The 12857-nt window shown below is 36.5% G+C and carries 13 protein-coding genes and 1 riboswitch; of the genes, 5 read left to right on the top strand and 8 right to left on the bottom strand.

Going from position 1 to position 12857, the window contains the following annotated elements; translation table 11 throughout:
• Position 1: 1 nt before the first annotated feature.
• Positions 2-868, bottom strand: coding sequence for a TetR/AcrR family transcriptional regulator (locus tag NC799_RS03465; protein ID WP_272444949.1), 867 nt, complete (start codon positions 866-868; stop codon positions 2-4).
• Positions 869-1134: 266 nt separating this feature from the next.
• On the opposite strand from NC799_RS03465, the gene NC799_RS03470 reads away from it, so the two are divergent.
• The 3 genes from NC799_RS03470 (at position 1135) to NC799_RS03480 (ending at position 6218) form a co-directional block, all read left to right on the top strand.
• Positions 1135-2538, top strand: a complete 1404-nt coding sequence (locus NC799_RS03470) for an S-layer homology domain-containing protein (protein ID WP_272444950.1) — start codon at positions 1135-1137, stop codon at positions 2536-2538.
• A gap of 363 nt (positions 2539-2901) precedes the next feature.
• Positions 2902-5061, top strand: coding sequence for a S8 family serine peptidase (locus tag NC799_RS03475; protein WP_272444951.1), 2160 nt, complete (start codon positions 2902-2904; stop codon positions 5059-5061).
• A gap of 335 nt (positions 5062-5396) precedes the next feature.
• Positions 5397-6218 (top strand): S-layer homology domain-containing protein, encoded by an 822-nt coding sequence (locus NC799_RS03480; protein WP_272444952.1) that lies wholly within the window; start codon positions 5397-5399, stop codon positions 6216-6218.
• A gap of 176 nt (positions 6219-6394) precedes the next feature.
• Here the strand turns inward: NC799_RS03480 and NC799_RS03485 are convergent, their stop codons facing one another.
• Complete coding sequence (locus NC799_RS03485; protein WP_272444953.1) at positions 6395-7423, bottom strand: LCP family protein; 1029 nt, start codon at positions 7421-7423, stop codon at positions 6395-6397.
• A gap of 310 nt (positions 7424-7733) precedes the next feature.
• On the opposite strand from NC799_RS03485, the gene NC799_RS03490 reads away from it, so the two are divergent.
• Positions 7734-7865, top strand: a complete 132-nt coding sequence (locus tag NC799_RS03490) for a hypothetical protein (protein ID WP_272444954.1) — start codon at positions 7734-7736, stop codon at positions 7863-7865.
• 130 nt (positions 7866-7995) lie between these two features.
• Here the strand turns inward: NC799_RS03490 and corA are convergent, their stop codons facing one another.
• The 5 genes from corA to NC799_RS03515 all read right to left on the bottom strand — a co-directional run bounded on the left by corA (position 7996) and on the right by NC799_RS03515 (position 11726).
• Entirely contained in the window at positions 7996-8943 is a 948-nt protein-coding gene (corA, locus tag NC799_RS03495; RefSeq protein ID WP_272444955.1) for a magnesium/cobalt transporter CorA, read from the bottom strand.
• A 166-nt stretch (positions 8944-9109) separates the two neighbouring features.
• Positions 9110-9484 carry a hypothetical protein gene (locus NC799_RS03500; RefSeq protein WP_272444956.1) on the bottom strand — a complete coding sequence of 125 codons (375 nt, stop codon included), beginning with the start codon at positions 9482-9484 and terminating at the stop codon, positions 9110-9112.
• A 169-nt stretch (positions 9485-9653) separates the two neighbouring features.
• Positions 9654-9809, bottom strand: coding sequence for a DUF1540 domain-containing protein (locus NC799_RS03505; RefSeq protein WP_272444957.1), 156 nt, complete (start codon positions 9807-9809; stop codon positions 9654-9656).
• Positions 9810-9985: 176 nt separating this feature from the next.
• Positions 9986-10765: a C40 family peptidase gene (locus NC799_RS03510; protein ID WP_272444958.1), complete on the bottom strand. Its 780-nt coding sequence runs from the start codon at positions 10763-10765 to the stop codon at positions 9986-9988.
• Positions 10766-10979: 214 nt separating this feature from the next.
• A complete protein-coding gene (locus NC799_RS03515) occupies positions 10980-11726 on the bottom strand; it encodes a C40 family peptidase (protein WP_272444959.1) in 747 nt (248 codons plus the stop codon).
• A gap of 218 nt (positions 11727-11944) precedes the next feature.
• On the opposite strand from NC799_RS03515, the gene NC799_RS03520 reads away from it, so the two are divergent.
• Entirely contained in the window at positions 11945-12097 is a 153-nt protein-coding gene (locus tag NC799_RS03520) for a hypothetical protein (protein WP_272444960.1), read from the top strand.
• A gap of 388 nt (positions 12098-12485) precedes the next feature.
• A riboswitch (cyclic di-GMP riboswitch) is annotated at positions 12486-12566 on the bottom strand.
• Between the two features lie 75 nt (positions 12567-12641).
• Here NC799_RS03520 and NC799_RS03525 read toward each other — a convergent pair.
• Positions 12642-12803 carry an aspartyl-phosphate phosphatase Spo0E family protein gene (locus NC799_RS03525; RefSeq protein WP_272444961.1) on the bottom strand — a complete coding sequence of 54 codons (162 nt, stop codon included), beginning with the start codon at positions 12801-12803 and terminating at the stop codon, positions 12642-12644.
• Positions 12804-12857 lie beyond the last annotated feature (54 nt).

Consider the following 12857-nt stretch of genomic DNA (forward strand, 5'->3'; position numbering starts at 1 on the left):
GCTATTTATCTAACTTTTTCAAAACAAACTGGTATGGATCATTCATTTCAGATATATCAGCAAAATGGCTGAGCATGCCTTTAATAATTACCGGTCGTGGCTCGTTGTGAGATACTTCTTCAATTAGCACATCAATGGCAGTATTTAAATCACGCTGTTGTGACTCTGAAATGTGTAGTAAGGAAATTTTGTCTTTCATCGATAGGAACGTTTCTTTTAATTGTTCGTTTGTTATTTGTGTTTGATCTGGCATATGTTTCATGACTTGAGTTGGTTTTATTTGAGGTTCTTCGTTTTCTTTTAGTAAGCCTTGGATACAGTCGTCAACTCTTCTGGAAATATAGTGGGAGAGTCTGGTTGTGTTGACGGTCACATTATCAATAATCATCCACTGCAAATAACCGTTAATAATACCTTCTAGGAGGCTTGTGGCATCCACAATGTAAGGCTTTAGTTTTTCACCGTAAATGGCAAATAAATTCTCACTATTCCATTTGAAGTTCTCATTTTTGATATATTGGATGAAATGGTCCACCTCACTACCTAATGAAATGTTTTCGCGCATGTGCATAATAATAAATTCCTTATTCTCGACAAGCGATATCAAGAATACCTCGATCTGTTTGGCTAACGATTCAGTAGGGTCTGTCGAATTTTGTTTGGCAATATTAATTTGATTCATTACATTTTGATAATAGTGTTTAAAAATTTGCAGTGTTAAATCTTCTTTAGATTTAAAGTGTAAATAAAACGCTCCTTTTGATACACCACTTTTTTGAGCGATCTCTTGAATAGTTGTACTATGAAAGCCTTTTTCGGAAAACAATGTCATCGCCGTTTCCATCATATGTTTCTTTTTCTCGTGCAAAGATAATCCCCCTTTTGAGCACCTTGTTTGAATGACCAGTTAGTCATCAAGGACATGACTACGCGGTCACTGTGTATTAATATACAGGATTTCAACTGAAATAACAACGGTTGTCCTCGTTGAAAATTGGATATTACGGTAAAACAGTGAACAACAGGTCATGTGCATGGATTCCTTATTTTGGTAAAAAACAGGAACAATACCCCAATGTTTTCGGGCTAGAAATCTAGTATAATGAAGATAAGTAGATAGAAGGGGAGGTTGTAATGTTGAAAAAATCATCACTTATCATCGTATTATTATGTGGCTTGATGCTGGCAACGCCTGTGTCAGCAGCTTCATCTGAATCTAGTAATCTGTCTATAGAAGAAATTAAAGAACAGATTACGACAATCGCGCTTAAGTATGATATTCCACCAGAAATAATGAAGGCGATAGCGTTTGTTGAAACTGGGTATTCGCAATTTAAGTCGGATGGTTCGCCAAACGTGTCTGACGATGGTGGCATCGGTATCATGCAGGTCACACCTACTGATATTGATTTACCTGTAGACGAAGAAAAGTTAAAGACTGATATGGTGTACAACATCGAAGTTGCTGCACAAGTGTTAAACCGAAAGTGGGAGTTAAGTTATTTACCAGAAATAAATGATCGTGACCGGTCTGTATTAGAAAATTGGTATTTCGCAGTTATGGCGTATAATGGCCTATCCAAAACAAATGATCCAAATTTAAACCCAACTACGGCTTACCAGGAGCGTGTGTATAATCGGATGGAGGGTTCTTCCCTTATTTACTGGAGCGAGGATCTATTTGAATTTCCAACCTTTGATATTCGTTATGAAGATGGTAGTAGTAAGATGAAATTCGCCGAGGGTAAACATTATACAACGAACACTATTACCAGGTCTCAACAAATGTATAAACTTGGTGATATTGTTTTTATTGATGAACGCGATGGATCTGTTAGTTTACGTCCTGACCTTGTTCAGGGACAAGTCACGACGAAATTATGGCCCTATACACCACTAGAGATCGTCGCAACTCCAAAGGAATCCTCTTCATTAGAAAATGATTTTGTTTATTACAAAGTGAAGGGTGTTTCAGCTGACGGCTATGTTGCATCAGCTTATCTCAACAAAGGATCAGAAACAATGATGTTTGAAGACTCTAACGATGATAAACGAGCAGCAGCTTTAGCATTTATGGCCTTAAACGGTTATGCAACCGGTTATCCAAATGGGAACTTCGGTTCGTTTGATCGGATAAAAAGAGAGCATGTTGCTGTCATCTTGGACAATATCCTTGATTTAGACATGCCGTCCGATTATCAGATGGAAGCGGATGATGTAAATGTGGTTAATCCTTATTTTAATCAATTAGCAAAAGTGGAGTATAACGGGTTGCTTGGGGCAGGTGGTATGCTAAGGCCGAAAGAACTTCTAACACGTGCGCAAATGGCACAAGTAATGAGTACATCCTTTGCCGCTTATTATGAAAAGCCAACTACAAACCATACTTTTAAAGATCAACAAGCAATTTGGAATCCAGAAGCAGTTAATTTAATTTATTATAATGACGTAACTGTTGCGGATCCTTTTCAACCAAATGAGGATATAACGAGATCACAGTTTGCGATTTTCTTGTATCGAACAATGGTAAACTACTAAGAAGAAAAGAACAGGACGATTATCGAAAATCGTCCTGTTCTTTGTTTATAAGGTAAGAAAATATAAAAATTCAAGAGATGTCTAGCTCCGGCGCCTAGCCCCTCGGGTCATAAGTCAATCCCTTCTGTGGCAAAGAGCGCCACGTCAGGTCTTGTCTTATGCCAGTCGGGTCTAGCAAGGCGCCTACGCTTTTCTTATTGTCTAGCTCCGGCGCCTGCTCATTTGAAGCGTGTACTGCAACAACACTCTTCAAGAAAACAGCTAAAATCGATAACATTCTTACGGACTAAAGTATGATAAAATAAAAGGGTAGATTACTAGATTTGCAAAAGGAAAAATACATAATTAACAAGGAATGATGAGATGGGAACCCAAACAAACCGTTTAACAGCAATTATCATTACCATTCTATTGATTTTTTCGATACCTACATTTGTTTTCGCTGATAATTACTCTATGCCATTACATAAGGAAGATAGGAAAGACCTAAGCCCCAAATTATCAAACGAAGGTAAAACAAAATCAATTATGACCGGAGATTCAATTAATTTGGATGAAGTGAATAGACGCAGAATTTTAGTTAAGTTAGCAAAGGGTGCATCTGTTGACTTTCAACAATTTGGCTTAAACCAAGAGGAGACATCAGATTCCTTAGTTAAAAGGGGTTATCAAGTTGTTTCTGTTCCAGAGGGTATCAATTTTTCCAAAGCTTTAAGCGTGTTAAGCGGAACAAATAGTATAACTTTTGCAGAGCCTGATTACAATCGAAACATGAAATTTGTACCAAGTGATCCAAACTATAACAAACAGTGGTACTTAAACAAGCTAAATATGACAAAAGCATGGGATGTTACTAAAGGTTCAAGTGATGTCACTATTGCAATCCTTGATACGGGGGTTGATGCAAGCCACCCGGATTTACAAGGAAGGTTATTGCCTGGGTATGATTTTGTTGAAGATGATAATGACCCAAATGATGAACATGGGCATGGTACGCAAGTTGCAGGTGTTATAGCAGCTAACTCCAATCAAATTGGTATCACTGGTATCGATTTTAAAGCGAAAATATTACCAGTAAAGGTAGCAAATAAAGAAGGAAAAGCAGCTATTTCAGATGTAGTTGACGGTATTTATTACGCGATTGACCAAGGTGCAGATGTTATCAATATGAGTTACGGAACCTATGAGTTTAGTTCCTCAGAAAATGAAGCTTTGTGGGAGGCTTACGATGCAGGTATCGTTCTTGTCGCCGCTGCGGGTAACGATGATACCACTGAGCTGTCTTATCCAGCAGCATATACTCCTGTAATCTCTGTAGGTGCGATTAACAAAGTAAATGAGCCTACAATCTTTTCTAATTACGGACCAACAACAGATGTAGCTGCACCAGGGGAAAACATTTTAAGTACGTATTTGGACGAATCTTATGCCTATGATTCTGGTACGTCTTTCTCAGCGCCAATGGTCAGTGGCTTGGCTGGACTATTAATAGCAGAGCATCCAACATGGACCCCTGCACAAATAGAGTGGGTACTTGAAGCGAGTGCATCACATAATGAGCAATCAGAATGGGTAGAAAAAGGGGGATATGGTGTTGTCAATGGATACAAAGCATTAATGATGACTAATTTACCATCGCTTGACACCGATGCCCCTGATGTTGAAGAAAGTGCAATAGCCATTCGGTTAAATCAAACAAGGGAAGAAAAAATAGAGTTACCGATGGACGTAGACTGGGTGAAATTCAAAGTGGAAAAAGAAGGACAAGGAACTATTTCAGTGACAAACGTTGCTAGTCAGCTAGATTTAATTGGAGAACTTTATCAATATGAAGACGGCAAGCAAGTTAAATCCTATGAAATAGATGAACATGACATGGGTGAAGATGAAAGTCTTACAATGAACTTTCAACCAGGGACATACTATTTAGCTATTTATGATGTTTACAATCATTGGGCTACTCAAGCTTATCGCTTAAAGGTAGCTTTTGAGGGGATTGGCATTTATCCGGATGTCCTATCTTACCGTAAAGAAATTGAATTTCTAAGTGACAAAGGCATCATTCATGGTTTTCCTGATGGAACCTTTAAACCCACAGAAAACGTGACAAGACTACAAGCTGTACAAATGATTCTTAATCAGATGGGAATTAATATAGAAGACGAAGTAGTCCGAGACCCTGGTTTTACTGATATTCAAGAAGGTATGTATGGGTACAAAGCAGTAGCTAAGGCAGTTGAATTAGGATTTATAACTGGGCGAGAGGATAGTACGTTTGACCCAACCGGGGAATTAACAAGAGCTCAAATGGCTGTTATCATGGCAAAAGCATTTGAATTAGAGGGAAGCGGGACAGCCGCTTTTGAAGATGTTCCGGCTGATCACTGGGCATTTGAGGAAATTGATGCGTTAGCTTATAATGGAATTGCGAAGGGTTATCCAGATGCTACCTTTAAACCCAATGAAAAAATAAGTCGTGAACATTTTTCCATTTTCATGTATAAATATTTGACTAATTTGTAATATTATAGTAAACTAATAGTAATGAACTTGTAAAACTTTTAATCCCTTAGTAATAAATATAAAGATGGACCCCATAAACTATTGTTTGTGGGGTTTTTTCTTGTTGTCTAGCTCCGGGCGTCTAGCACTTCGGGCATAGGTCAATCCCTTTTGTGGCAAAAGAGCGCCACGTCAGGGCTTGGCTTATGCCTTGATATCGTTCGAGAATGGTTTATATCGATTTCCTTTACTTTCCAGTCGAAAAATAGTAGTTTTTGTCCTTCCAAGTCGAACCCTTATCGTTTAATATAAAGGAGACTAGATATCGAAACAAACAAGGGAGGACAATTTAAACTATGTTTAACAAGATCGCGAAGAAAGTTATGGTTATCTCTTTATCCGTTTCCTTAGCTGCAACTGTATTTGCCTCAAGTGTGTCAGCAGCAGTAACTTTTACTGATATTAAAAAAGGAGACTCTCATTTTGAAGCTGTCAATTCTTTAGCAGCTGCTGGAGTAATAAAAGGCTATCCAGGAGGAACGTTTGGTCCTTACAATGAGCTACAACGTCAGCATGGTGCTGTTTTATTTCAAAAGTCTCTTAACTTAGCAATTCCGACAGATTATTTAAGTAGATTATCAAAGTATTATACAGATGTTGATGAGACTAATGATTATGCGGAGCAAATAGCTGCTGTAACCCCGGACATTTTCACTGGTGGTGGTGGGGCGTTTAGACCAGTTGAAAAAATGACTCGTGAACAAATGGCTACAACAATGGTAAAAGCCCTTGGATTAAAGGATAATGGTAAAGAAACGACAATCAATTTAAATAATGTTAGTGATTCGCATAAGCAAAATGTTAAAATCTTTGCGCAATATGGTATTACGAATCAATTACAAGATTTTAAACCAAGAGATCCGGTCACACGTGCACAGTTTGCAACATTTTTGCAAAAATCATTATTAGTAGCAATTCCGCATAGTATTAACTTAAATTCTGGTATAACGATGTTTGATCGTGCAGTAGAAATTACACTTAATGTGTCAAATCCTTCTAATTATCAAGTATTTGTTGATGGCAAAGAATTGCTATACAAAAATGGTAAATTTGTTGGAGTAGTAGAAGCAACGAAAACCGATGAAGTGAAACAGAGCTTAGTCATAATTAAGAAGTAATAACCTTGGGCATATGCTTACTATAGAGTAGGACATGCCTGTCTTATCTTTTAAAAAAAGACTTATCCTCTCTTACTTAGTAGAGGATAAGTCTTTTTTCTATCGTAGGTAATGATGTTAACTAATTATAGGCCCAATGTTATACAGACGCGTTGGCAAGAATTGATTACCGTTTGTTACTCGGTTGAAGATTCAGTTTGTTGATTGTCTAATTGTAAATGTGATTGTAACATTTGTTTCTTCTCAGCTAAATCTTCTTCATCTAGTTGGTAGTAGTACACGTCCTCAGGCCAATAGTCATAACCTTTTAGTGTAAACGATTCAATATCGATTTTTCCTTTTGCTCCATACGATGCAAGATTTTTCATTTCACTGAATTTCATGTTTGTTTCCATGTTGTTACCAACTGCATCAATAACATTATCAATCTTGAAGATTGATCCTAGCGAAGTACCTTTATCAATAATAGCCTTTAAGATTTGCTGCTGGCGAAGCCCGCGCTGAATATCATTGTCCATCTTTCTTGTTCTAGCGAGTGCCAATGCCTCTTCACCGTTTAATTCTTGTTCACCTGGTAACAAATGAATGGCATTCTTTACGTCTTTTGAATTTTGCTCCCACACTTCTTTTTGGACGTCGACAGTTATGCCGTCTAATGCGTCAACAACGTCGATAAAAGCATTAAAATTCATTTTAACATAATAGTCGATAGGAATATCAAATAGCTGTTCTACTGTTTCGATTGTTGCTTGTGGACCTCCATATGCATGAGCGTGTGTTATTTTGTCCTTATACCCGACTTCAGGAATATAAACATAGGAATCTCTAGGAATACTTAACATCTTTACACTTTTATCTTCGCGGTTTAAGGTAGCAAGAATAAGAGCATCCGATAAAGCATTTCCATTTGTTCCTCTTTTTTTACTAGCGTCGACGCCAATAAATAAAATCGAAACATTTTCTTTAGATTTGTCTGATTTCTTTTCATCTGAACTATTCTCTTGATCTACTTTATCTCTTTCAAGCGGATTATAAGAACCATCGGCTGCATCAGCAGCTTTATTGTAGATATACGCTCCATAGACTGAGGTAGCCCCTGCTAGAAAGAGAAGGGGGACAAGTATCCAAAAAATTCTTTTTCTTGTTTTATGTTTAGCCTTGCGCTTTTGAACTCGTGACTTATTGTTATAATTAGTTGGTTTCATTTAACAAACTCCTTTTAATGCACATGCTACTGTACATTTTACTACGAATTTATCTCTTCGTAAATTCATATTTATGTTACAATTCATGTCGAAATGATTACAATTTCGTGAAAAGTATAGAAGATTCGCGGGAAATCGGTCGAAAAATTAAATAAAATCTTTATATCTTTGATTACTTTTTAATAGATAAGTCATTCGACAAGACTATAAAACGAATTGGATTAAATTGAAATGATTTGTTTGTCGGCCCCTTTAACACGATTACTTATTTCGAATAGTCTTTAGTACAGCAAGCGAATGGGGGATAATGATGACCAAACTGAAAACGGAACAGTTAAAAAAACTATTGTTACAAATGCGTGAAATGGGAAATGACGGGACATCTTTTGAAGATATCATGTCAGAAATTGAAAGCTATCTTGTTCGAGTCGTGAAAGAGTAGACGGATGTAATAAGCAAAGCGCAAGTCCTTGGTCAGACCAGAGGAGCTAGGCGCTGTAGCTAGACAGCTCTTGGATCTTTTCTTATCTTTTCAAAAAAAGGTCTCCCAATTATGAGTGGGGAGACCTTTATTAAAACCAACCTTTTCGTTTAAACCAGATATACATCAGTAAGGCGATAATTCCCATTAAAATCAATATCGTGAAATATCCATATTGCCAAGACAATTCAGGCATGTTGGTAAAATTCATACCATAAATACCAGCAATAAAAGTTAATGGAGCGAAAATAGACGTAATAATCGTTAACACTTTCATTACTTCATTTGTTTGGTGGGAGTTGATGGATAAATAATTGTCACGAATATCATTCGTTATTTCGCGGTTGGAGGATACCATTTCGGATAATTTAAGCAGATGATCATAAATGTCTGCGAAATATTCTTTTCTTTCCTTAATCCCCTCTAGGTGACTAGAATTCAACATGCGATAAAAAAGATCTCGAACTGGGTTAATTGTATGCCTTAATCGCAGTAACTCGTGGCGAATATCAAATAAGCGGTCAAGGAGAATATCCATTGATTCATCGTTTGTATTATCTTCAATGTCGTTTAACTCATCCTCAATTTCGTAAATGCTTGGAAAATAGTTATCGACAATCTTATCCAATACTTCATAAAAGATTCGGTATTCATCCCATTTAGATAAATCCTGTATTTTGGCTAATCGATTCCAAACTTGGTCGATTTCTCTAGAAGATTTATTATGATAAGTAACAATGTAATCATCCCCTAGGAAGAAATCGTGCTCTTCTTTAGTAAGGTCAGTTGGATTAATGGCGTGAGTGATAAAAAAAGAAAAGTCATCGTAATAATCCAATTTCGGCCGTTGTAAGCTATGGATACAGTCCTCAATAGCTAAAGGGTGGAAATGAAGTTCAGAATCTAACTGATTAATTTCTTCTTCGGTAGGTTCATTAAAATCAATCCAAAACCAATCGTAGTCCAAGGATTGTAGTTCATTAATGGATGGAAGCTCTATTCGTTTCAATTCTTTTGTAATAGCGACTATTTTGATCATGTTGGAAAAACCCCTTCTTTATTTAGTTTATCGCAAGGTGAGGGGTGTACTCAAGTCCGGTGTAGTTCAATTAAGAAAAGCGCAGGGCGCCTTGGTCTGACCTCAGGCGGGCTAGGCGCTGTAGCTAGACAGCTCTTGCATTTTTTACTTAAAAAAAGACGACAAATCAATGTCGTCCACCAACTAATTCTTTTGTATGAAATCTTTCTACAGGAGTTCCGGTAATTTGGAAATAATTGTTATCTGCTGAAACAATTTTCAAGCCATATGTATTGGATTCTGTAGTTTCTTGAGACCAGATTACTTCACCAAAAATTTGGTTGTGGGAAGAAGAACTTAAACAACTTAAACAAATATCTAAAACAAGGTGCTGTCCGATTGTAAATACCTTCTCAGTTGAAAAACTTAAGGTTTCGGGACCAAGGCTATCCATACGTAGTGGTAAAGATTCTTTTCGTAAAGATAATCCCTCAACTGTTGTCACAGTCGCATCCAATATTAAAGGCTGGTTTAAGCAGGCTGCATTATTAAGCTTGTCCAACTTTTAATCATCTCCCTCATATTAAAAAATTTAAAAACAACAAACAGATGCTATTAACACTAACTTTAATTTATTAAGTTGTCAATATTGTCAGAAAAGTAAAACATTTATAGCAACAAAAATAATCTGACTCTCTAAAAAGAGAGCCAGATTGGACTAGAAGGGATATTTATTCTTTTGGCTCGAACGTTTGGCAATCTGTTTCGCGTTGATTTGCAGCTTGCTTTCCGGAGTGACTAACAACGTAAATAGCGTCTGCGGCACACTTATTTCCTTGTGCCCAATAGTGACAGTTTTTTACCTCACATAATACATCTTGAGCCAATTGAAACACCTCCTGTAACTATATCATGCGAAAAAATGCTTTCAGTCATTCCTGTAAAAAACTACATATTTTTAAGCGAAGTTGGATAAATTAAGAAAAGCTCAATATAGCACCTGCGCAAGACAGTTCATGTCTAACTTATAAATAAAACCAGCCCAAATGGACTGGTTTAACAATTACTTTAAGAAGCTTCCGTAGCCTGCAAAATGTTGACTCCAATAAGGGTTGCTTAAACTTGATTTTTGAACACCACTTGAGCTTGCGTGTACAAAGGAGTTGTCTCCGACGTAAATTCCCATATGGCTAATACCACTTTTGTACGTATCTTTGAAAAATACTAAGTCACCCATTTCTGGACTGGACAATTTAGTTGATTGTTTGTAGTAATCAGCGGAAGAGACGCGAGAAATATCAAGACCTGCCTTATTAAAGGCGTACCAAATAAAACCACTGCAATCAAATCCAGATGGTGTAGTACCACCCCATTTATATGGCGTGCCGATTAATTTCGTTGCTTGTTCAACTACCAACTGGCTTTTGCTCACTGAAGCAATCTTAGCTGTTGGTTCTGATGATGCTGTTTCACCTTTTAAGTTTAGGCTCTGACCCGCATAAATCATATCTGACTTTAAATTGTTAAACTGCTTTAGATTAGTGATTGTAACTCCAGTTGTATTACTAATTTTCCAAAGCGTATCACCAGCTTTAACTACATAAGTAGACCCAGTTGAAGTAGACTCGCTAGTTTGTAATTGTTGATTCGGGAAAATGACATTACTTGATAGATTATTAACCGATTTTAACTGGTTGACAGTTGTCCCATATTTCTGAGCAATCGACCAAAGGGAATCACCTGATTGAACAGTATAAGTTGCGGCACTAGCGGTAGAGGAAAATCCAGTTCCGATTGTAAACGCTGTCGCAAGTGAAAGTAACGTCTTCGTAGTTTTCTTCATTCATTCCATCTCCTTGTTGTTAGATCATGTTGTTAAATCGAGTATAGCATGGAATTGTCGAAAAATAGCGAATGTTATAGATTTGTAACTCTACTTAACGAATTTGACATAATAGTGGGGAAAATTGCTAGAATTGGATCTTTTGACCATAAATTGATCTATATAAGCTAGACAGATTTTTTTTGTTATTTAACAAAAAAAGGACTAGAATCTACTAGTCCTTAAATCTACCATATGAGTAAAAGTGTTCACTCCAATAAGAATTACTTAAGCTAGAAATTTGAACCCCATCTGAGCTCGCATGAACAAATGAATTATTACCTATGTAAATTCCCATATGTGATATACCTGGTTTGTATGTCCCTGCAAAGAATACAAAATCACCTTTTTCAGGTTTATCTAACTTGGTTGACTGCTTATAATAACTTAAGGATGATTTACGTTCCACATCTTTTCCAGACTTGTTAAGAACATAATAAATGAAACCACTACAATCAAAACCACTAGGGGAAGAACCACCAAACACGTATTTCGTTCCAACTAACTTTGTAGCTTCATTTATTAGGTTTGTAACGTCTTTGTCTACATCTGCAGCAAGTTGAACAATTTCTTCTTTATCACTGTCGCTAGTTAACTTTAATACTTGTCCAATTCTGATAACATCAGATGAGAGGCTGTTAATTTTTTTTAGATTTGTAACAGATACACCAGTTTTTTTACTAATTCCCCAAAGCGTATCACCCGCTTTAACTGAATATGTATTTGCTGATGCTATGGACGCAGTAGATTTAGCATCTTGTTTGTTATTCGTAGCTACTAGTTTACTAGAGATGCCGTTAGGGTATGTTTCTTTTATAGAGATGGCTTGTTTAGTTGCAGTTGCTGCTTCTACATAAGGTGAAAAACCAAATGATGTAGCAATTAAAGCGGTTGCAGTAATCGTCATTAAAGTCTTTTTCATTACAACTTTCTCCTTTTTCTTATACCATTTTTTAAATTAAAGCCATTATAGCATAGGAATCTAGTGAAAATGGTAGTTGTAATAGAATTGTAAAGTTTGTGCTTAAAATGTAATCTTTGACAAAATTAGCAAATTTAACGTCCAAGCAAATAAGTGGTTGAAAGAAATGAAATTATTTAGGATGGAATGGAAAACAGCTTAGGAAGGGAAGTGATGAAGTGAATAAAATAAATGCTACGGTAGAAACGTATCGTCGGCCTGATTACGACATTAACCTGACTTTTGTTAATCGGTGGTCACCGCGGTCTTTTTCGGAAAAAGGGGGTAGTCTAGGTATTACTGCAGAGCTGTTTTCGTACTTTATTTTGTAAGTAATGACGTTGGATATAAATGATAAGCTATAACAATAATCCTGTTTAAAAAACAGCCTGATAAAATAAAAAAATAAAAAAAGTGGTTTAGCGGTTCATAAACCAGGGTACATACTCCCTAGAGGAAAAGAAATTCTGTTTTAGAATTATTCCTCTCACCATTTTCTCACCATTTTGAAAAGCTCGACATCTAAAAAAACAACTTGTTTATTAGGAGGATACCTCCCTCAAGGGGTTTTGGGTTATCTGGGGTTATGATAGGTTACTTTCAATTGCCATATACACTTCACCGTATAAATAAGCACCCAACGTAGTGGGTGCTTGTACCTATCAGTTATTCGATTGTGATACATTACCCAATCCTCCTAATTAAACAAAAAAAGATAAGTTCGGTAACTGGCTGGCATAGTTTCCCTTAGCCCCTATAGCTTTGCGTAATTACTTTTCAGTAAGGTTGCCTTTATCTCTCTATCTTTTACAATAAATCCGATTTATTCATCTATTCGACTTATCGTTCTACTACCCGACTAACAGCTTTAACATGTTATTTATTAGGAGTAGGTACGACGATAAATTCATTGATTAATTTGTCCAGTTCTTGAGAGATGGTTACAACTTCTTCACCGTAACGGTCATCTTGGAAAGACTTGTACATTTGTAGACGTAATTTTTCTAACTTACTTTCACGGTCTTTTACTTTCACCATTTTAAAAAACTCCTATCTTAATTCTTTTCTTAAATGATTGCTTTGTTTCTGTTA

This window comes from Aquibacillus salsiterrae (genome assembly GCF_028416595.1).
Lineage (GTDB): Bacteria > Bacillota > Bacilli > Bacillales > Amphibacillaceae > Aquibacillus_A > Aquibacillus_A salsiterrae.

Coding starts and splice junctions, on each gene's coding strand:
- NC799_RS03470 (WP_272444950.1), top strand. CDS start 1,135: ATGTTGAAAAAATCATCACTTATCATCGTATTATTATGTGGCTTGATG.
- NC799_RS03480 (WP_272444952.1), top strand. CDS start 5,397: ATGTTTAACAAGATCGCGAAGAAAGTTATGGTTATCTCTTTATCCGTT.
- NC799_RS03475 (WP_272444951.1), top strand. CDS start 2,902: ATGGGAACCCAAACAAACCGTTTAACAGCAATTATCATTACCATTCTA.
- NC799_RS03525 (WP_272444961.1), bottom strand. CDS start 12,803: ATGGTGAAAGTAAAAGACCGTGAAAGTAAGTTAGAAAAATTACGTCTA.
- corA (WP_272444955.1), bottom strand. CDS start 8,943: ATGATCAAAATAGTCGCTATTACAAAAGAATTGAAACGAATAGAGCTT.
- NC799_RS03485 (WP_272444953.1), bottom strand. CDS start 7,423: ATGAAACCAACTAATTATAACAATAAGTCACGAGTTCAAAAGCGCAAG.
- NC799_RS03490 (WP_272444954.1), top strand. CDS start 7,734: ATGACCAAACTGAAAACGGAACAGTTAAAAAAACTATTGTTACAAATG.
- NC799_RS03515 (WP_272444959.1), bottom strand. CDS start 11,726: ATGAAAAAGACTTTAATGACGATTACTGCAACCGCTTTAATTGCTACA.
- NC799_RS03510 (WP_272444958.1), bottom strand. CDS start 10,765: ATGAAGAAAACTACGAAGACGTTACTTTCACTTGCGACAGCGTTTACA.